16 protein-coding genes are annotated in these 18,509 nt (G+C 72.9%); 10 read left to right on the forward strand and 6 right to left on the reverse strand.

The genetic code is table 11. From position 1 onward, the window contains the following. Genes acsA through AC2H6A_RS04795 form a run of 5 tightly spaced genes read left to right on the forward strand, consistent with a single transcriptional unit; the run spans position 1 to position 5,461 of the window. Positions 1-1,821, forward strand: coding sequence for an acetate--CoA ligase (acsA, locus tag AC2H6A_RS04775; RefSeq protein ID WP_484271997.1), 1,821 nt, complete (start codon positions 1-3; stop codon positions 1,819-1,821). Beyond that, positions 1,818-2,831: a pyruvate dehydrogenase (acetyl-transferring) E1 component subunit alpha gene (pdhA, locus tag AC2H6A_RS04780; RefSeq protein WP_484271998.1), complete on the forward strand. Its 1,014-nt coding sequence runs from the start codon at positions 1,818-1,820 to the stop codon at positions 2,829-2,831. Before acsA ends, pdhA begins: the two co-directional genes overlap by 4 nt. Further along, complete coding sequence (locus AC2H6A_RS04785; RefSeq protein ID WP_484271999.1) at positions 2,828-3,829, forward strand: alpha-ketoacid dehydrogenase subunit beta; 1,002 nt, start codon at positions 2,828-2,830, stop codon at positions 3,827-3,829. Before pdhA ends, AC2H6A_RS04785 begins: the two co-directional genes overlap by 4 nt. Before the next feature lie 22 nt (positions 3,830-3,851). After that, positions 3,852-5,186, forward strand: a complete 1,335-nt coding sequence (locus AC2H6A_RS04790) for a dihydrolipoamide acetyltransferase family protein (RefSeq protein WP_484272000.1) — start codon at positions 3,852-3,854, stop codon at positions 5,184-5,186. Next, positions 5,183-5,461: an acyl carrier protein gene (locus AC2H6A_RS04795; protein WP_484272001.1), complete on the forward strand. Its 279-nt coding sequence runs from the start codon at positions 5,183-5,185 to the stop codon at positions 5,459-5,461. Before AC2H6A_RS04790 ends, AC2H6A_RS04795 begins: the two co-directional genes overlap by 4 nt. Here AC2H6A_RS04795 and AC2H6A_RS04800 read toward each other — a convergent pair. From AC2H6A_RS04800 to AC2H6A_RS04810, 3 genes are all read right to left on the reverse strand, one after another. After that, positions 5,434-6,783 (reverse strand): serine hydrolase domain-containing protein, encoded by a 1,350-nt coding sequence (locus AC2H6A_RS04800; protein WP_484272002.1) that lies wholly within the window; start codon positions 6,781-6,783, stop codon positions 5,434-5,436. The genes AC2H6A_RS04795 and AC2H6A_RS04800 overlap by 28 nt on opposite strands. Before the next feature lie 34 nt (positions 6,784-6,817). Further along, entirely contained in the window at positions 6,818-7,849 is a 1,032-nt protein-coding gene (locus tag AC2H6A_RS04805) for an aldo/keto reductase (RefSeq protein ID WP_484272003.1), read from the reverse strand. 71 nt (positions 7,850-7,920) lie between these two features. Further along, complete coding sequence (locus AC2H6A_RS04810) at positions 7,921-9,282, reverse strand: serine hydrolase domain-containing protein (protein ID WP_484272004.1); 1,362 nt, start codon at positions 9,280-9,282, stop codon at positions 7,921-7,923. A gap of 165 nt (positions 9,283-9,447) precedes the next feature. On the opposite strand from AC2H6A_RS04810, the gene AC2H6A_RS04815 reads away from it, so the two are divergent. After that, entirely contained in the window at positions 9,448-10,209 is a 762-nt protein-coding gene (locus tag AC2H6A_RS04815; RefSeq protein ID WP_484272005.1) for a VOC family protein, read from the forward strand. 67 nt (positions 10,210-10,276) lie between these two features. Here the strand turns inward: AC2H6A_RS04815 and AC2H6A_RS04820 are convergent, their stop codons facing one another. Further along, a complete protein-coding gene (locus AC2H6A_RS04820) occupies positions 10,277-11,140 on the reverse strand; it encodes a TauD/TfdA dioxygenase family protein (RefSeq protein WP_484272006.1) in 864 nt (287 codons plus the stop codon). A 101-nt stretch (positions 11,141-11,241) separates the two neighbouring features. Further along, a complete protein-coding gene (locus AC2H6A_RS04825) occupies positions 11,242-11,808 on the reverse strand; it encodes a hypothetical protein (protein WP_484272007.1) in 567 nt (188 codons plus the stop codon). A 149-nt stretch (positions 11,809-11,957) separates the two neighbouring features. On the opposite strand from AC2H6A_RS04825, the gene recQ reads away from it, so the two are divergent. Together recQ and AC2H6A_RS04835 are read left to right on the forward strand one after the other, a co-directional pair. Continuing rightward, a complete protein-coding gene (gene recQ / locus AC2H6A_RS04830) occupies positions 11,958-13,820 on the forward strand; it encodes a DNA helicase RecQ (RefSeq protein WP_484272008.1) in 1,863 nt (620 codons plus the stop codon). 135 nt (positions 13,821-13,955) lie between these two features. Further along, on the forward strand, positions 13,956-14,477 hold the full coding sequence (locus AC2H6A_RS04835) for a hypothetical protein (RefSeq protein ID WP_484272009.1): 522 nt from the start codon (positions 13,956-13,958) through the stop codon (positions 14,475-14,477). Here the strand turns inward: AC2H6A_RS04835 and AC2H6A_RS04840 are convergent. Then, a complete protein-coding gene (locus AC2H6A_RS04840; RefSeq protein WP_484272010.1) occupies positions 14,474-16,156 on the reverse strand; it encodes an acyl-CoA synthetase in 1,683 nt (560 codons plus the stop codon). The two genes, AC2H6A_RS04835 and AC2H6A_RS04840, sit on opposite strands and share 4 nt — an antisense overlap. 68 nt (positions 16,157-16,224) lie before the next feature. Here AC2H6A_RS04840 and lysA point away from each other — a divergent pair, with 68 nt between their 5' ends. Next, on the forward strand, positions 16,225-17,487 hold the full coding sequence (gene lysA / locus AC2H6A_RS04845) for a diaminopimelate decarboxylase (protein WP_484272011.1): 1,263 nt from the start codon (positions 16,225-16,227) through the stop codon (positions 17,485-17,487). A 49-nt stretch (positions 17,488-17,536) separates the two neighbouring features. Next, positions 17,537-18,412: a TauD/TfdA dioxygenase family protein gene (locus AC2H6A_RS04850; RefSeq protein ID WP_484272012.1), complete on the forward strand. Its 876-nt coding sequence runs from the start codon at positions 17,537-17,539 to the stop codon at positions 18,410-18,412. Positions 18,413-18,509: the final 97 nt, after the last annotated feature.

Genomic DNA, 18,509 nt, shown 5'->3' on the forward strand with positions numbered 1-18,509 from the left:
ATGCAGCGACCGCTCTTCATCCGCAAGGATCCGCAGGCCCTGCGGGTGCCGCCGCACTTCGCCGACTACGAGCGCGACCGGCGAGCCTTCAGCTGGGCCATCGCGGCGCGCGCGCTCGACGGGCTGCCCGGCGGCGGCCTGAACATCGCCCACGAGGCGGTCGACCGGCATGCCGCCGGCCCGCTCGCCGGGCGGATCGCGATGCGCTTCGTGGGCGGCGGCCAGCCGCCGCTGGCGCTGAGCTATGCCGAGCTCGCCCGCCAGACCAGCCGCTTTGCCAACGGCCTCGTGCGCCTGGGCCTGCGCCGCGGCGAACGGCTGTTCATCCTGGCCGGGCGCATCCCGGAGACCACCGTGGCGATGCTCGGCGCGCTCAAGGCCGGCGTGGTGGTCTCGCCGCTCTTCGCGGCCTTCGGGCCCGACCCGATCGCCACCCGGGTGAACCTCGGCGAAGGCCGGGTGCTGCTCACCACCGAATCGCTCTACCGGCGCAAGCTCGCCGACTGGCGCCACCGCATGCCGGGGCTGCGCCAGGTGGTGGTGGTGGCCGAGCCGCCGGCAGCGCCGTCTGCCGGACCGGCGCGCGTGGCACCGGGCATCGCTGCCGAGCACGGCGTGGTCGACTACGGCGAGCTGATGGCGGCATCGGCCGACGACTTCGCGGTGGAGCGCACCTCGGTACGCGACCCCGCGCTGCTGCACTTCACCAGTGGCACCACTGGCGCGCCCAAGGGCGCGATCCACTGCCATGGCGCGGCGGTGGCCCACCACGCCACCGGGCTGTACGCCCTCGACCTGCACGACGAGGACCACTACTGGTGCACCGCCGACCCCGGCTGGGTGACCGGCACCGCCTACGGCATCCTGGCGCCGCTGCTGCATGGCGTGCGCTCGCTGGTCGACCGCGACGAGTTCGATGCGGCCCGCTGGTACACGCTGCTCGAGGCCGAGCGGATCAGCGTCTGGTACACCGCGCCCACCGCGATCCGCATGCTGATGCGCGCCGGCCCGCAGGCGCTTGCCGGGCGGCGATTCCCGGCCCTGCGCTTCGTGGCCAGCGTGGGCGAACCGCTCAACCCGGAAGCGGTGTGGTGGGGCGAGCAGACCCTGGGCCTGCCGATCCATGACAACTGGTGGCAGACCGAGACCGGCGGCATCATGATCGCCAACACCCCGGCCTTCGAGATCCGGCCCGGCTCGATGGGCCGACCCCTGCCGGGCGTGGAGGCGGCGGTGGTGGAGCGGCTGACGCAGACCCACCGTAACGGCTCGCAGCGGGTGCGGGTCATCGAGAAGCCGGGCATCGACGGCGAGCTCGCCCTGCGCGTGGGCTGGCCCTCGATGTTCCGCGGCTATCTGAACGACGAGACGCGGTACCGGCGCTGCTTCGCCGATGGCTGGTATCTCAGCGGCGACATCGTCCGGCGAGACGCCGACGGCTGGTACTGGTTCGTCGGTCGCGGTGACGATGTCATCAAGGCCGCCGGCCATCTCATCGGCCCCTTCGAGGTGGAGAGCGCGCTGATGGAACACCCGGCCGTGGCCGAGGCGGCGGCCATCGGCGTGCCCGATCCGGTGAGCGGCGAGTCGGTCAAGGCCTTCGTGTGCCTGAAGCTCGGCACCCAGGCCGACGAGGCGCTGCGCGAGAACATCCTGGCCCACGCCCGGCGCCGGCTCGGCCCGGCGGTCGCGCCGCGCGCGATCGCGTTCGCCGCCACGCTGCCGCGCACCCGCAGCGGCAAGATCATGCGTCGGCTGCTCAGGGCCCGCGAGCTCGGTCTGCCCGAGGGCGACATCTCGGCGCTGGAGACCGCGGCATGAGCGCGGCGCCGATGACCGCGCCTGCCCCCGACACGCTCGGCTGGACGCCCGAGTTCGCCCTGGCGCGGCTGGCCGACATGGTGCGCATCCGTCGCATGGAGGAGCGCTGCGCGCAGCTCTACGGCGAGCAGAAGATCCGCGGCTTCCTGCACCTGTATGTGGGCGAGGAGGCGGTGGCCACCGGCGTGATCGCGGCGCTCACGCCGGCCGACAATGTGGTGGCCACCTACCGCGAGCACGGCCACGCCCTGCTGCGCGGCGTGCCCATGCGCACGATCATGGCCGAGATGTACGGGCGTGAGCAGGGCTGCTCGCGCGGCCGCGGCGGGTCCATGCACCTGTTCAGCCGCGAGGCGCGGCTCTATGGCGGCAACGCCATCGTGGGCGGCGGCCTGCCGCTGGCCGCGGGGCTGGCGCTGGCCGACAAGACCCTGCGCCGGCGCGCGCTCACCGCCTGCTTCTTCGGCGAGGGCGCGATGGCCGAGGGCGCGTTCCACGAGGCAATGAACCTCGCCGCGCTGTGGCAGCTGCCGGTGCTCTTCTGCTGCGAGAACAACGGCTACGCCATGGGCACGGCGCTGACGCGCAGCCAGTCGCAGACCGACCTGCGGGCGCGCGCCGCGAGCTACGGCATGCCGGCAGCCGCGGTCGACGGCATGGATGCGGTGGCGGTGCATCAGGCGGCCAGCGCGCTCGCAGGGCTGGTGCGCGAGGGCGGCGGGCCGGCCTTCCTCGCGCTGAACACCTACCGCTTCCGCGCCCACTCGATGTTCGATCCGGAGCTCTACCGCTCGCGACAGGAGGTGCAGGACTGGATCACCCGCTGCCCGATCGCGCGGCTGCGCGATCGTCTGCAGTCGCTGGACCTGCTCGACGCCGCGGGCTTCACGGCCCTGGAGAGCGCCGCGGACGACGAGGTGGCCGATGCCGTGACCTTCGCCGAGGCCGGCACCTGGGAACCGGTGAGCGATCTTGCCCGCGACCTGGTGGCCGCGGAGCCGGCGCCTTGAGCCGCCGGATGAGCTATCGGGATGCCCTGCGCGAAGCCCTGCGCGAGGCCCTGCTGGCCGATCCGCGGGTGCTGCTGATGGGCGAGGATGTGGGCGCCTACGGGGGCACCTATGCGGTCTCGCGCGGGCTGCTTGCCGAGTTCGGCCCGCTGCGCATCCGCGACACGCCGCTCTCGGAGCTGGGCTTCGTGGGCGCGGGCATCGGCGCGGCGATCGGCGGCCTTCGCCCGGTGGTCGAGGTAATGAGCGTGAACTTCAGCCTGCTCGCCCTTGACGCGATCGTGAACACCGCGGCGCTGTACCGGCACATGTCGGGCGGCCAGTTCGGCGTGCCGCTGGTGATTCGCATGGCCACCGGCGCAGGGCGCCAGCTCGCCGCGCAGCACTCCCACAGCTTCGAGGCCTGGTATGCCCATGTGCCCGGCCTGCGGGTGCTGGCGCCGGCCACGGTGGCCGATGCGCGCGGCATGCTCGGGCCGGCGCTCGCCGATCCCGATCCGGTGCTGCTGTTCGAGCATGTGCAGCTCTACGGCACGGAAGACGAGCTCGCGGACGACGCGCAGGCCGTGGACATCGCGCGCGCGCAGGTGCGTCGCGCCGGCCGCGACCTGAGCCTGATCACCCACGGCGGCTGCCTGCCGCTCGCCCTTGCAGCGGCAGCCACGCTGGCCGCCGAGGGCATCGAGGCCGAGGTGGTCGACCTGCGCGTCTTGCGGCCGCTCGACGAGGCCACAGTGATCGCCTCGGTGCGCAAGTGCCGGCGCGCCGTGCTGATCGACGAGGGCTGGCGCTCGGTCGGCCTGGCCGCCGAGGTGGCCGCACGCATCGCCGAACAGGCCTTCTGGGACCTCGATGCGCCGCCCGTCCGGGTCTGCGCCGAGGAAGTGCCCATCCCCTACGCGCGGCACCTCGAGCAGGCGGCCTTGCCGAGTGCCGAGCGGGTGGTGGCCGCGGCACGCGGACTGCTGGGTGCGGGTACGGGCGGGAGTGCGCGATGAAGCGCCGTCGATGGCTCCGGCGATGAGCGCGGCAGGCGGTAGCCCCGGTGCCGGTGGCGAGTTTCGCCTTCCCTCGCTCGGTGCCGACATGGACGAAGGCACGCTGCTCAGCTGGCTGGTGGCGCCGGGCGATCCGGTGCATCGGGGCCAGGTGCTCGCCGTGGTCGATACCGCCAAGGCCGCGGTGGAGGTGGAGTGCTGGCAGGACGGCACCGTCGGCGAACTGCTGGTGAGCCCCGGCACGCGCGTGCCGGTGGGCACGGTGCTGGCCCGCCTGGCGCCACGAGGGACGCAAGCGCCCGGCCCGGAGCCCGCCCGTGAAGGTGCGCCCGCGGCTGCGCCTGCGCCTGCGCCCGCCCCTGCGCCTGTCCCTGCGCCTGTCCCCGCTCCGGTGCGCACCACCGCCTCGCCCCTCGCCTCGACCACGGCCAACCGCGTCCGCATGTCCCCTGCGGCGCGCCAGCGGGCCCGCGAGCTTGGGCTCGATCCTGCCCGCCTCGTCGGCCATGGCCCCGGCGGCGCGGTCAGTCTGGCCGATGTCGAGGCCGCGGGCGCCGGCGCCGCACCGTCACCACCGCCCGCCATGCCACTTGCCGTGCCGCCCGCCGTGCCGCCCACCGCGGTCACCGACCGCCACGCCGCCATGCGCGCCGCGATCGCCGCAGCGATGAGCCGCTCCACGCGCGAGATCCCGCACTACTACCTCTGGGAGAGCATCCCGATGGCCGCCGCGCTCGACTGGCTGCGCACGCGCAACGCCGAGCGGCCGCCGGCCCAGCGGCTGCTGCCGGCCGCGCTGCTGCTGCGCGCCACCACCCTCGCCCTGGCCCGCGTGCCCGAGCTCAACGGCCACTGGCGCGACGGCGCCTTCACGCCGGCCGCGGCGGTGACGCTGGGCGTGGCAATCTCGTTGCGGGGCGGCGGGCTGATCGCCCCCGCGCTGGCCGATGCCGCGCGACGCCCGCTGGCGCAGCTCATGGCCGAGCTCTCGGACCTGGTGCGCCGCGCACGGGCCGGCGTGCTGCGCAGCGCCGACCTCGCCGAGCCCAGCCTCACCGTCACGCAGCTCGGCGACCAGGGCGCCGAGGCGGTGCTCGGCGTGATCAGTCCGCCGCAGGTGGCGCTGGTGGGCTTCGGGCGGATCGCGCAGCGGGCCTGGGCCCAGGACGGCTGGCTGCGGCCGATGCCGGTGGTGGTGGCCAGCCTCGCGGCCGATCACCGGGTGTCGGACGGTCACCGCGGCGCGATCTTCCTGGCCACGCTGCGCGAGTGTCTGCAGCAGCCGGATGGGCTCGAAGCGCCCGCCACGCCAGCCACGCTGCGTCCATCGTCGGACCTTTCCCCGCCCGCGCCATGACCCCGCCCGACGCCGGTCTGGAACGGGTGGTGCTGACTGCGCTGCGCACCATCGCCCCGGAGATCGATACCGCCCTGATCGACCCCGATCAGCCGCTGCGCGATCAGGCCGAACTCGACTCGATGGACTGGCTGCACCTGCTCACCGACCTGCATGCCCGCACCGGCGCCGACATCGGCGAGGCCGAGGCCGGCCCGCGGCTGAGCCTGCGCGGGCTGTGCGCGCTGCTTGCCGCGCGCGGCGCGGTTCAGCCCGCCGGCAGCCGCAGCGGCTGATGCACGCGGCGCAATGACTGCCACAGCGCCACGGTCTCGGCGAGACCACCATCGCGGCTCTGCGGCCGCACCGCGGCCTGCACCAGCACCAGGCGGCGGGCCGGATCGACCATCAGGGCCTGGCCGCGCTCGCCCAGCCAGGCGAAGCTGCCGTCGTTCTCGGCGAACACCCAGCTCTGGTAGCCATAGCCCCAGCCGCGGCCGGTCTGGCGGGCGCCGACCTGCGCGCGCGTGAGCTCGCGCAGCCACGCCGCCGAGACCACCTGGCGAAAGTCGACACGGCCCTGGCGGGCAAGCATGGCGCCCAGGCGGCCATAGTCGCGCAGCACCGCATTGAAGCCGGTGAAGCCCAGCTCCTGGCCACCGCGCTCGAGGATCCAGGACGCATCGGCCTCGGCGCCGATCGGCTTCCAGACCCGGTCGGAGAAGAAGTCGCACAGCGGCTGGCCGGCCACGGCGCGCAGCACCAGGCCCAGCACGAAGGCGTCGCCCACCGAGGGATGCCAGCGCTCGCCGGGCGGCGCCACCCGTTCCTCGTACAGCCGGGCGGCACGCGCCCCGCCCACCTCCCAGCCGCCGGGCAGGCCCATGCCATCGAGATCATCGGCAGTCAGATCATCACGCGGCCGCAGGCCCGAGCTCATGGTGAGCAGGTGGCGCACGGGCGTCGCGCCATAGGCGCTGCCCGCCAGCGCCGGCACATAGAGCTGGGCGGGGTCGTCGAGCCGCAGCCGACGCTCCTGCAGCGCGATGCCGGCCATCAGGGCAAGCAGCCCGCCGGCCATCGAGAACGAGGTGAAGCGGTGCGCCTCGCCGCGACCGTACTGGTAGCGCTCGGCGAGGATCACCTCCTCGCGCGCGATCAGCAGGCCGGTGACCGGATTGCGCGCCAGGTAGTCATCGACCGGCGCGCCCACCGGGGTGCCGGCTGCGGGCCGGCGCCAGGGCCGCGGCGTGCTCGCGCGCGCCGAGGTGTTGGCAGGAAAGATCTCGTCCAGGCGCGAGAAGCCGTCGACGCTGGCCGCCGGGCTGTTCCAGTTGGCGCGGGTGGCACGCGGAAACCGGCCTTGCGTGTCGGCATAACGGGCCAGTTCGGGGCCGGCCGGTGCCTTCGCCGGACCCGGCCGGGCGGGCGGCGCCGAGCGGGTGGAGATCGGCGCCGGCTGCGGCGTGGCCGGCGCGCACCCGGCCAGCGCCAGCAGCGCCCCCGCACCGGCGCCCGCCCCGGCCGCGGCCAGTCGCCGCCTCAGCGGTGACGCGGGCGCGTCGCGAGGCACGACGGCGGGCGAGGCGACGCGGGAAGCGCCGGCGGGCGCAGGCATGGAGGTGACCCGGCGGTGCGCAGCGCGCCGCGGTTCAGGAGTAGCCGATGGACAGCAGGTTCTCGACCGGCCGGTAGAGCGCCTCGAGGTAGGCGATGTCCTCGGCCGGCAGCGTGATCTCGGTGGCCGCCACCAGCTGGTCGAGCTGCTCGACGCGCGAGATGCCGACCACCGGCGCGGTCACGAAGGGCTTGGACAGCAGCCAGGCAAGCGCGATCTGAGCCGGCGTCTTGCCGTGGCGCGCGGCCACCTCAACCACCCGCTCGGCAATCGGGAACACCGCATCGCCACGGTACAGGCTGGCGGTGCGCAGGCGGTCGCCGCCCTGCGAGCGTTGCGTGGAGCCGGACTCGAAGCCGCCGCGATACGAGCCGGTGAGGATGCCGCGGGCCAGCGGCGACCAGGGCATGACCGCCACGCCGGTGCTCTGGCAGTAGGGGATCATCTCGCGCTCTTCCTCGCGGTAGACCAGGTTGTAGTGGTTCTGCATCGAGACGAAGGGCGTCCAGCCGTTCATCTTCGCGGTGAGCTGCATCTCGGCGAACTGCCAGGCGAACATCGACGAGGCGCCCAGGTACAGGATCTTGCCGGCGCGCACCAGGTCGTGGAGCGCGAGCAGGGTTTCTTCGATGGGCACCGCCACATGGCCGGGCACGCCGTGCGGGTGGCGGTGGATGACCAGCTGGTCGATGTAGTCCATGCCCAGGCGCTGCAGGCAGGCGTTCACGCCCTCGATCACATGCTTGCGCGAGAGGCCGCCCTGGTTGGCGCCCTTGCCCATCGGCATGGAGATCTTGGTGGCGATCACGTACTCGTCGCGCGGCAGCAGTTCGCGCAGCAGCTGGCCCACCACCCGCTCGGTGGCACCGAGCCCGTAGACATCGGCGGTGTCGAAGTAGAACAGGCCGCGGTCGATGGCCGCCTTGAACAGCGGCCGGGCCTCGTCGGGGCCCAGGGTCCAGTCGCCCTGGTGGCCGCGGCCGGGCTCGCCGAAGTTCATGGTGCCCAGGCACAGCCGGGACACGCGCAGGCCACTCTGGCGGCCGAGTTGGATCGTCTTGAGCATGGCCGGGGCCTCGCGCAGAAAGGGAGCGTCGATGCTAACAGCCGCGCCCCGGCCACGCCCCCGCGGCGGCGCTAGGAGCGGACCGGCGCGATCTGCGCGCGAAGCCCGCGCCACAGCGCGACGAGATCGGCACCGCCGGGGTCGCGGGCGGCGGGCCGCACCGCGGTGTGCGCGAGCACCAGCTGGCGGGCCGGGTCGATGAACATGGCCTGGCCACGCACACCCAGCAGCGCGAAGCTGCCGTCGTTCTCGGGGAACACCCAGGTCTGGTAGCCATAGCCGTACCAGCGCCCGGTCTGCTGGCCGCTGAAATGCGCACGGCTGGCCTCGATCACCCAGGCCCGCGGGATGATCTGCCGGCCTTCGATGCGTCCGTGGCCGGCGAGCAGGCGGCCGAAGCGGGCGTAATCGCGCAGCACCGCATTGAAACCCATGTAGCCCACGGCCTGACCGGAGCGATCGACCAGCCAGCTGGCATCGGCCTCGGCGCCCATCGGCTGCCAGACCCGCTCGGCGAACCACTGCGGCAGCGGCTGCCCGATCGCGGCCTGCAGCACCACCGCCAGCACGAAGGTCTCGGCCGAGGCGTAGTACCAGCGCGCGCCGGGCGGGGCGATGCGCTCGTTGAAGATGCGCACCGCGGCCGCACCACCGGCGCTGCCCTCGCCCACGGTGGCCCGGGACAGTCGCGAGGAATCATCGGTGCCGTCATAGTCCTCGCGAAAGCGCACACCCGAGGACATGGTGAGCAGATGCCGCAGCGGCGTCTGGCCGTAGGCCGTGCCGGCCAACGCCGGCTGGTAGGCCTGGGCGGGATCGTCGAGCGAGCGGATCAGGCCCTCGTCAAGGGCGATGCCGACCATCATCGCGATCACGGTCTTGGCCATGGAGAACGAGGTGAAGCGGTGCCGCTCGTGGCGGCCGTACTGGTAGCGCTCCATGAGCAGCGTGTCGCCCTGCGCGATGATCAGACCGGTGGCCGGGTTGCGATCGAGGTAGGCCTGGAACGGCAGGCGCCCCGGGCCGACCCCCGGCGCGCCGAGATAGTGGCCCCGGGGCTCGGCGGGCGCGCGCTGCCAGGCGATGGCCTGCGCCGGGCGCGGCGAGCGGCCCGCGCGCAGGATCTCGTCGAGCCGCGAGTACGCATCGACGCTGCGGTCCACCCGCCACCAGGTCTGCCGGTCGGCCAGCGGATACCCGCCAGAGGCATCGGTGTAGCGGCCGAGCTCGGGCCCGCCAGGATGACGGCCGATGCCATCGGGGCCGGGATCACCGGGCCGCAGCGCGGCCCCGGTCGGGGCGCCTGGGGCTGGCGAGCCGGCCGCGGCGGCAGCGCCGCCAGGGCGATCGGAATGAGCGCAGCCGGCCGCCGACAGGGCCAGCGCGCCCGCCAGGCGCAGACTGCGCCGGCGCAGGGGCAGGAGAGAGGTCATCGCCCGACCTTAGGAGCCGCCGCGCGCAGCGTCAAGGCGCGGAATGGAATCGGCGCCCGGCGGGCGCCTTGCCGGGGTCGCCGGTCGCTGGCTACCCTCGATGCGCTCTGCCCGATCGGGTCGGGCTGCTCACCGCCGGCCCGCCGGCATCGCACCGGAGAACCCATGTCCGCCTACCTGCGCCTGCGTCAGATCTGCCTGGTGGCCGCCGACCTCGAGCGCGCCGCCGCCGACATCCAGAGCGTGCTCGGCGTGAACCTGTGCTACCGCGACCCGAATGTCGCCAAGTACGGGCTGGTCAACGCGCTCTTTCCGATCGGCACCGACTTCCTCGAGGTGGTGAGCCCCACCCGGGCGGGCACCACCGCCGGACGCTTCCTCGAGTCCACCGGCGGCAAGGGCGGCTACATGGCGATCTTCGACTGCCACGATCCCGAACGCCGGCGCGCCCTGGCCGAATCCCTGGGCATCCGCATCGCCGCGCCGCTCAATCATCACGGCTTCCTGGGCAACCAGCTGCATCCCAAGGACTGCCGCGCCACCATGCTGGAGTTCGACCGCAGCGAGGGCGGCGAGACCCTGATGGGCGCCTACCACCCCGCCGGACCCGACTGGCAGCGCCATGTGCGCACCGATGTCACCCGGTCCCTGAAGGGCATCGAAGTGGCCAGCCCCGACGCCGCCGGCATCGCGGCGCACTGGTCGCGCATCATCGATCGCCCGCTGTCGGCCGACGGCCGCGAGATCCGGCTCGATCACTCCGGCATCCGATTCATCGACGCGCCGGCCGGCTCGCGGGAGATTCTGGCCAATCTGGTGCTCGATGTCGCCGACCCGGCGGCCATGCTGGCTGCGGCCCGACGCGCCGGGCTGCCCACCGACGAGCGCGGCTTCTCGCTCTACGGGGTGACCTGCCTGGTGGCCTGAGCCAGGCCCCGAGCGCCCGAAGGCCGGCGCGGTCCGAAAGACCCGCGCGGCGCCCGCCGCCGCGGGCTCAGGCCGCCGCGAGCGCGGCCTCGCTCACCGGATCGCCGGCCAGCCGGGTGTGCCACATCACCCGCGGCTGGGTCATGTCCCAGGGCGTGGCCCGGTGCAGCAGACAACGGTTGTCCCAGATGATGGCGTCGCCCACGGTCCACCGGTGGTGGTAGACCCGGGGCGGCTGGCAGGCGAAGCTGACGAGCTCGTCGAGCAGTTGCTCCGACTCGGCCGCCGGGAGCCCGGGAATGGCGTGGGCATGGCGCCCGATCAGCAGCGACTTGCGGCCGGTCTCGGGATGCACTTTCACCAGCGGGCGACGCGGCACCGGGCCATCATGGAAACCGTAGCCGCTGTACTCGCTGTTCTCGCGATGCGCATGGCCGATCCGGGCCTGGCTGTGGTGCAGCGAGTGGAGGGCCGAGAGCCCCTCGAGCCGGGCCTGCATGGCGGGATCGAGCGCGTCCCAGGCGGCGCGCATGTCGGCAAAGCCGGTGTCGCCGCCCTGCGCCGGCACCACCTCGGCGGTGAACACCGCGCCCTTGGCCTGCACCGGCATGTAGGTGCTGTCGGCATGCCAGCCCATGTTGCCCTTGAGCACCTTGATGACATCGTCATTGCCGGCCTCGGGTCGCACGCTGCCGTCCTTGCGGACATTGCTGATCGCGGCGATGTCGAACTCCAGCGGCCCGAAGCGACGGCCAAGCGCGATCTGCTGCTCGCGGCCGAGATGCTGGTCGGGGAAGATCAGCAGGGCGTAGCGCAGCCACGCCTCGTGGACTGCCTGCCACTGCGCGTCGGTGAGCGCGGCCAGCGACAGCCCGCTGACCACGGCGCCGAAGGTGGCGTCGAGCGGTTCGATGCGCAGGCTCTGGGCCATGGCGGTCTCCTCCGGAAGGTCGACCGATTATCGGAAGCCGCGCGAGGCCGGGTCAATGCGCCCGGGCGTCGCCGGGTTCGGTAACCGCTGCCCTGGCAGACTCAGATGCCGATCCCCGACCAGAGCAGGGTGGCGGCGGCCAGGGCAAGCGCCCAGGGCAGGCGCGGCCGATCAGCGCCGCCCGCCCCGGCATCCGCGCCGTGCAGATCGGCCACGCCGCCGCCCGCGATCCCCGGGCGCCAGGCCCGTGACAGCATGGCGGCCAGGGCGGGAAGCATCGCCAGCAGCCCCACGGCCAGCCCGAGGCCGAACAGCGCAGGCACCTGCTCGGGGCCGGCCACCAGACCGATCGCGGCCATCAGCCGGCTCTGCTCCACGCTGGCCAGCGCCAGGGCCAGGGCCGGCACCATGAGGGCCATGCCCGCAGCCGCCCCCAGCAGGCCGTCCAGGCCCGCCGGCAGACCGCCGCGCAGGCAGGCCAGGCCGAAGGCGCCGAGCAGGCCGGCCAGTTGAACCGCGTCGGGCAGGCGGCGGCCGCGCCACTCACACACCGCCGCGCTGCCCAGCAGCACCGCGAGCAGGGCGAGGCCTGCCGGCGGCAGCGGCGTGGGGAAGGCCGACGAGAGCAAGCTCAGCGCCATGGCGGCGGAAGCCAGGGTTTCGGTCATGGGCCACCTCGGAAATCGGTCGAACGGACGGGTTGCGCGAACGCGGCCGGCACGGCCACCCTCGAGAGCATGCCGGCGCTCCCGGGCCGCGCATTGACCCCGGTCAAGCAGGGGCGGGGGAACTCCCGCCTTCGGGTAACCTCGCGCCCATGGCTCCGCCCCCGATCACCGCTCCCACCGACGCCGCCGAGGCCCTGCTGCGGCGGGTCTTCGGGCATCGGGGCTTCCGGGCGCCGCAAGACGAGATCGTCCGCCATGTGGCCGGCGGCGGCGACTGCCTGGTGCTCATGCCCACCGGCGGAGGCAAGTCCCTCTGCTATCAGGTGCCGGCCCTGCTGCGGCCGGGCACCGGCATCGTGGTCTCGCCGCTGATCGCTCTCATGCAGGACCAGGTCCAGGCCCTGCGCCTGAACGGCGTGCGCGCCGAGTACCTCAACTCCAGCCTCGACGCGCGCCAGGCGCGCGCGGTGGAGCAGGCGCTGCTCGCCGGCGAGGTCGACCTGCTCTATGTGGCCCCCGAGCGCCTGGTCACCGAGGGCTTCCTGGGCCTGCTCGCGCGGCTCGCCCAGGGCCCGGGCATCGCCCTCTTCGCCATCGACGAAGCGCACTGCGTCTCGCAGTGGGGCCACGACTTCCGGCCGGAATACCTGCAGCTCTCGGTGCTGCAGGTGCGCTTCCCGGCGGTGCCGCGCATCGCCCTCACCGCCACCGCCGACCCGCAGACCCGCGAGGAGATCCGCGAGCGACTGGGCCTGGACCAGGCCCGAGTCTTCATCTCCAGCTTCGACCGGCCCAATATCCGCTACGCCATCGTCGACAAGGACGATGCCCGCGCCCAGCTGCTGCGCTTCATCCGCGACGAGCATGAAGGCGAGTGCGGCATCGTCTACTGCCTGAGCCGGCGCAAGGTCGACGAGACCGCGCAGTGGCTGGCCGCCCACGGCGTCAAGGCCCTGCCCTACCACGCCGGCATGGAGCAGGCCGAGCGCGCCGCCCACCAGTCCCGCTTCCAGCAGGAGGACGGCGTGGTGGTGGTGGCCACCATCGCCTTCGGCATGGGCATCGACAAGCCCGATGTGCGCTTCGTGGCGCACCTCGACCTGCCGCGCAGCGTCGAGGGCTACTACCAGGAGACCGGCCGCGCCGGCCGTGATGGCGAGCCCGCCGATGCCTGGATGGCCTACGGCCTGGCCGATGTGGTGCAGCAGCGCCGCCTGATCGAGGAGTCGGAGGCCGACGATCTCCACAAGCGGGTGAGCACCGCCAAGCTCGACGCCATGCTCGGCCTGTGCGAGACCGCCGGTTGCCGGCGGGTGCGGCTGCTCGCCTACTTCGGCCAGGACAGCGAGGCCTGCGGCAACTGCGACAACTGCCTGAATCCGCCGCTCACCCTGGACGCCACCGAAGCCGCGCGCAAGGCGCTGTCCTGCGTGTTCCGTACCGGGCAGCGCTTCGGCGTGGTCCACCTGATCGATGTGCTGCGTGGCAAGGACAGCGAGCGCGCCCGTCGCTGGAACCACGACACGCTGAGCGTCTGGGGCATCGGCACCGAACTCGACGAGACCGCCTGGCGCAGCCTGTTTCGCCAGCTGGTGGCGCAGGGCCTGCTGCGGGTGGCCCACGAGGCCCATGGCGCGCTGCAGCTCACCGAAGCGGCGCGACCGGTGCTGCGCGGGGAGCAGTCGGTGGCGCTGCGCCAGGCCACCACCCCGACGGCCCGCGGACGCGGTGGCCGCCGGCGGGGCGCTGCCACCGGCAGCGGGGCCGCCCTGCCCGAGCTGTCGCCTGCCGACCAGCGGCTGCTCGAGCGCCTGAAGCAGTGGCGCCGTGAGCAGGCTCAACAGCAGTCCCTGCCGGCCTATGTGATCCTGCATGACAGCACCCTGGCGCGTCTGGCCGCCGAGCGCCCCGCCGACGAGGCGGCGCTGGCCGGTGTGCCGGGCATCGGTGCCACCAAACTCGCCCGCTACGGCGAGGCGCTGCTGGCGCTGATGGTGGCCGAAACGGACTGACCCGACCGTTCAGCCGCTGATAGAATCCGGTCGCGAAACAGGGGTCGCCGGCGAGGTGCATTCGTGGCATATCCCCCAGTGGTCGGCAGCTTGCCGGCCCGGCCCCTCCAGCCCCTCCCCGGAGCCCAGTCCCCCATGGTCAGCAATGCGTCCCGCGCCGGCAAGGAAGACCCGAGATTTGCCCGGGGTGCGGCCACGCCGCCGTCCCGCACCAGCGCGCCGCCGTCCAGCACACCCAAGCGCGACGACACCCAGCTGCTGACCGACGCCCTGGAGAGCTACGAGGCCCTGCTGGCCATCGGCGGCGGGCGGGTGCTCGCCCAGGCCGAGGCCACCGCCACCCCCGCGCCCATCGGCGCTGAAATCGACGCCACCCGTGCGCTCATCCGAAGCCTGCGCGGCTTCCTGGCCAGCCGCGGTGCCGACGCCCTGTTCACCGGGCCGGCGCAGGCCGGCATGCTCGGCCTGGCCCGTGCCGCCATCGAGTGCCACCTCGAGCAACTGCAGGCCTCGGCCGAGATGCTGCTGGCCTGCGAGTTCGGCGATGTGGTGCTTGGCCAGCCCGACCACGCCCTGCAGGCCCTGGCCCGCCGCATGGATCCGCTCTACGACGCCGCCTGTGCGCTGCAGCAGCGGCTGGCGGCCAGCACCCGCTAACCGATCGCGCCGGCCGAGCCCACCTTGGCTCGGAGCACATGCTTCTGGATCTTGCCGGTGCTGGTCTTGGGCACCACCTCGAAGCGGACCTCGCGCGGGCACTTGAAGCGCGCCAGGTGCTGACGGCAGTGGGCGATCAGCGCCTCGGCCAGCGCTGAGGCCGCCTCGGGACTTTCGGGCTGACTCTCGGGGCGCAGCTCCACGAAGGCCAGGGGGGTCTCGCCCCACTTCTCGTCGGGCCGCGCCACCACCGCGCAGGCCAGCACCGCCGGGTGCTTGTAGAGCGCGTCTTCCACCTCGATGGAGCTGATGTTCTCGCCCCCCGAGATGATGATGTCCTTGGCCCGATCCTTCAGCTTCACATAGCCGTCGGGGTGCAGCACGCCGAGATCGCCGGTGTGGAACCAGCCATCGCGGAAGGCGTCCCCGGTGGCGCCGGGGTTCTTCAGGTAGCCCTTCATCACGACATTGCCCCGGAACATCACCTCGCCCATGGTCTCGCCGTCGCGCGGCACCTCGGTCATGGTGGCTGCATCCATCACCGTCAGGCCCTCCTGCAGCGGGTGACGCACACCCTGACGGCCGTTGCGGTCGACCCGGTCGGCCAGCGACAGCGCGGCCCACTCGTCGTGATGCGCACACACCGCCGCCGGGCCGTAGACCTCGGTGAGGCCGTACACATGGGTGACCTCCCAGCCCATGCGCTCCATGCCCTCGATCATGGCCGCCGGCGGCGCGGCGCCCGCCACCATGCACTTCACCGGCCAGTCGATGCCGGCGCGCAGGGCGGCCGGGGCGCTGATCAGGGTGCTGTGCACGATCGGCGCGCCGCAGTAGTGGCTCACCCGGTGCTCGCGGATCAGCGCGAAGATGGTCGCCGCCTCCACCTTGCGCAGGCAGACCTGGGTGCCCGCCACCGCCGGCAGGGTCCAGGGAAAGCACCAGCCGTTGCAGTGGAACATCGGCAGGGTCCAGAGATAGACCGGATGCCGCGGCAGGTTCCAGTCGACCACATTGGCCACCGCGTTCAGGTAGGCGCCGCGGTGATGCACCACCACGCCCTTGGGGTTGCCGGTGGTGCCCGAGGTGTAGTTCAGGCCGATCGCGTCCCACTCGTCCTCGGGGTACAGGCACACGCCGGCCGGGTCGCCGCCGGCGATGAAGGTCTCGTAGTCGATCTGGCCGATGCGCTCGCCCGGGCCGTCGTACTGGCTGTCGTCGACATCGATCACGAAGGGCAGCGGCGCGCCGGAAGCGGCCAGCTCCTCGAGCGCGGCGCGCGCGGTGGCGCTGAACTCGCGATCGGTGATCAGCACCTTGGAGTCGGAGTGGCGCAGGATGAAGGCCACCATCGAGGCATCAAGGCGGGTGTTGATGCTGTTGAGCACCGCGCGGGTGATCGGCACACCGTAGTGGGCCTCGAGCATCTCGGGGATATTGGGCAGCATCACCGCCACCGTGTCGCCCTCGCCGATGTCGCGCGCGGCCAGCGCGCTGGCCAGCCGGCGGGAGCGCTCCCAGGTCTCGCGCCAGGTGCGCCGCAGGCTGCCGTGGATCACCGCGCAGCGGTCCGGGTAGACATCGGCGGCCCAGCGCACCAGGCTGGTGGGCGTGAGCGGCACATGGTTGGCGGCATTGCGATCGAGCCCCTGCCGATAGGGATTGGGATGGGTGGGCATGGCAATCTCCTGGTGCCTGACGCGGCGACAGCCGCGAGGATACCGCCGGTTTGGGGCAAGATTCGGGCATGAATCCCTTCGCCCCTGACCTGCTGCGCACGCTGGCGCAGCGCCACGGCACGCCGCTGTGGGTCTACGACGCGGCCACCATCCGCGCCCGCATCGCCGAACTCGGCGCCTTCGACACCGTGCGCTACGCGCAGAAGGCCAACTCCAACACCCACCTGCTGCGCCTCATGCGCGAGCAGGGCGTGTCGGTGGACGCGGTCTCGCTCGGCGAGATCGCCCGGGCCCGTGCCGCGGGTTTCGGTGCCGGCCCCGCGCACGGCGGCCATGCCGATCTGGTCTTCACCGCCGATGTGCTCGACCGCGCCACGCTGGAGGCCGTGGTGGCCGATCGCATCCCGGTGAATGCCGGTTCGGTGGACATGCTCGAGCAGCTTGGTGCGCGCTCGCCCGGCCACCGCGTCTGGCTGCGCATCAACCCCGGCTTCGGCCACGGCCACAGCAACAAGACCAACACCGGCGGCGAGCACAGCAAGCACGGCATCTGGCACACCGACCTGCCGCTGGCCCTGGCGGCCATCGACCGCCACGGCCTGGTGCTCGATGGCCTGCACATGCACATCGGCTCGGGGGTCGACTACACCCACCTGCAGCAGGTCTGCCAGGCCATGGTCGATCTCACCGCGCGGCTGGGCCGGGCGGTGCCGGCCATCTCGGCGGGCGGCGGCCTGTCCATCCCCTACCGCGCCGGCGATGCGCGCATCGACACCGCCCACTACTTCGGGCTCTGGGATGCCGCCCGGCGCCAGATCGCGCAGCGCCAGGGCGCGCCGGTGCACCTCGAGATCGAGCCCGGCCGCTTCCTGGTGGCCGAGTGCGGGGTGCTGCTCGCCGAGGTGCGCGCGGTCAAGGGCATGGGCAGCAACTTCTTCGTGCTGGCCGACGCCGGCTTCAACGACCTGATGCGCCCGGCCATGTACGGCAGCCATCACGGCATCGGCGTGCTGCCCATGGGCGGCGCGGCCGCCGGCCCGATGCGGCCCGCCGTGGTGGCCGGACCGCTGTGCGAGTCGGGCGATGTCTTCACCCAGGGCGAGGGCGGCACGGTGCTCAGTCGCGAGCTGCCGCTGCCGGCGGTGGGCGACCTGCTGGTGTTCGAGGACGCCGGCGCCTACGGCGCCTCGATGTCCAGCAACTACAACACCCGGCCGTTGGCCGCCGAGGTGCTGGTCGATGGCGACCAGACTCGGCTCATCCGCCGCCGCCAGCGGGTCGACGAACTGCTCGCGCTCGAACGCGACCCGGAATCCGCGCCGCCGGTTTGACACGCCAGGCCAGCCGGCCAGAATGGGCCGATCCCATCAGGGGCACGCCATGACCGTCCGATTCCGCCAGCTCGCCACCCACTTCGCGGCCGAGGTCAGCCCGATCGATCTGCGCCAGGTCCATGACCGGGACACGCTCGAGCAGCTGCGTGCCGGCATGGACCGGTATGCGGTGCTGGTCTTCCGCGACCAGCCCTTCAACGATGCCGAGCAGCTCGCGTTCGCGCAGCGCTTCGACGGCACCCTGCACGCCCAGACCTCGGCCGCGGTGCTCGCGAAGAACCGCTTCGGCAACGAGGCGCTCACCGACATCTCCAATGTCGGCGCTGATGGCCGCATCCTGCCGGGCAACGACCGCCGGCGCATGTCGGGCATCAGCAATCGCCTCTGGCACACCGACGCCTCCTTCGTCGACCCGCCGGGCCGCTACTCCATGCTCTCGGCGCGGGTGCTGCCGCCCGTGCGCGCCGACACCGAGTTCGCCGACATGCGGGCGGCCTACGATGCGCTGCCCGAGGACACCCGCACCAGCCTCGAAGGCCTGCGCGTGCATCACTCCATCGTCTACTCGCGCGAGGTGCTTGGCTTCGAGTTCGACGACGCCGAGCGAGCCCGTCTGCCCGGGGCCATCCATCCACTGGTGCGCACCCTGCCAGCCACCGGGCGCCGCTCCCTCTACCTCGCCTCGCACGCGGCGCGCATCGTCGACTGGCCGCTGCCCGAGGGCCGGCTGCTGCTGCGCGACCTGATCGAGCACGCCACGCGCACCGAGTTCATCTACCGGCACGAGTGGCAGCCGCGCGACCTGGTCATCTGGGACAACCGGACCACCATGCATCGCGCCCGGCCCTTCGACGACCGCACCCACCGGCGCGAGCTGCGCCGCACCACCACCCTCGACCTGCCCCTGCCCGAACGCGCCTGAGCGCGCCCGGGCCCCATCCAGCGGAGACCGCCATGACCGTCCAGGACCTCACCGTCGAGGAGTTCGACAGCACCGTGACCGGCAACGACATCGTCGT

Source organism: Quisquiliibacterium sp. (assembly GCF_982640115.1).

Bases quoted from the DNA above. Each gene is read 5' to 3' on its own strand.
- acsA (WP_484271997.1), top strand. From the start codon at position 1: ATGCAGCGACCGCTCTTCATCCGCAAGGATCCGCAGGCCCTGCGGGTG.
- pdhA (WP_484271998.1), top strand. From the start codon at position 1,818: ATGAGCGCGGCGCCGATGACCGCGCCTGCCCCCGACACGCTCGGCTGG.
- AC2H6A_RS04790 (WP_484272000.1), top strand. From the start codon at position 3,852: ATGAGCGCGGCAGGCGGTAGCCCCGGTGCCGGTGGCGAGTTTCGCCTT.
- AC2H6A_RS04795 (WP_484272001.1), top strand. From the start codon at position 5,183: ATGACCCCGCCCGACGCCGGTCTGGAACGGGTGGTGCTGACTGCGCTG.
- AC2H6A_RS04800 (WP_484272002.1), bottom strand. From the start codon at position 6,783: ATGCCTGCGCCCGCCGGCGCTTCCCGCGTCGCCTCGCCCGCCGTCGTG.
- AC2H6A_RS04805 (WP_484272003.1), bottom strand. From the start codon at position 7,849: ATGCTCAAGACGATCCAACTCGGCCGCCAGAGTGGCCTGCGCGTGTCC.
- AC2H6A_RS04810 (WP_484272004.1), bottom strand. From the start codon at position 9,282: ATGACCTCTCTCCTGCCCCTGCGCCGGCGCAGTCTGCGCCTGGCGGGC.
- AC2H6A_RS04815 (WP_484272005.1), top strand. From the start codon at position 9,448: ATGTCCGCCTACCTGCGCCTGCGTCAGATCTGCCTGGTGGCCGCCGAC.
- AC2H6A_RS04820 (WP_484272006.1), bottom strand. From the start codon at position 11,140: ATGGCCCAGAGCCTGCGCATCGAACCGCTCGACGCCACCTTCGGCGCC.
- AC2H6A_RS04825 (WP_484272007.1), bottom strand. From the start codon at position 11,808: ATGACCGAAACCCTGGCTTCCGCCGCCATGGCGCTGAGCTTGCTCTCG.
- recQ (WP_484272008.1), top strand. From the start codon at position 11,958: ATGGCTCCGCCCCCGATCACCGCTCCCACCGACGCCGCCGAGGCCCTG.
- AC2H6A_RS04835 (WP_484272009.1), top strand. From the start codon at position 13,956: ATGGTCAGCAATGCGTCCCGCGCCGGCAAGGAAGACCCGAGATTTGCC.
- AC2H6A_RS04840 (WP_484272010.1), bottom strand. From the start codon at position 16,156: ATGCCCACCCATCCCAATCCCTATCGGCAGGGGCTCGATCGCAATGCC.
- lysA (WP_484272011.1), top strand. From the start codon at position 16,225: ATGAATCCCTTCGCCCCTGACCTGCTGCGCACGCTGGCGCAGCGCCAC.
- AC2H6A_RS04850 (WP_484272012.1), top strand. From the start codon at position 17,537: ATGACCGTCCGATTCCGCCAGCTCGCCACCCACTTCGCGGCCGAGGTC.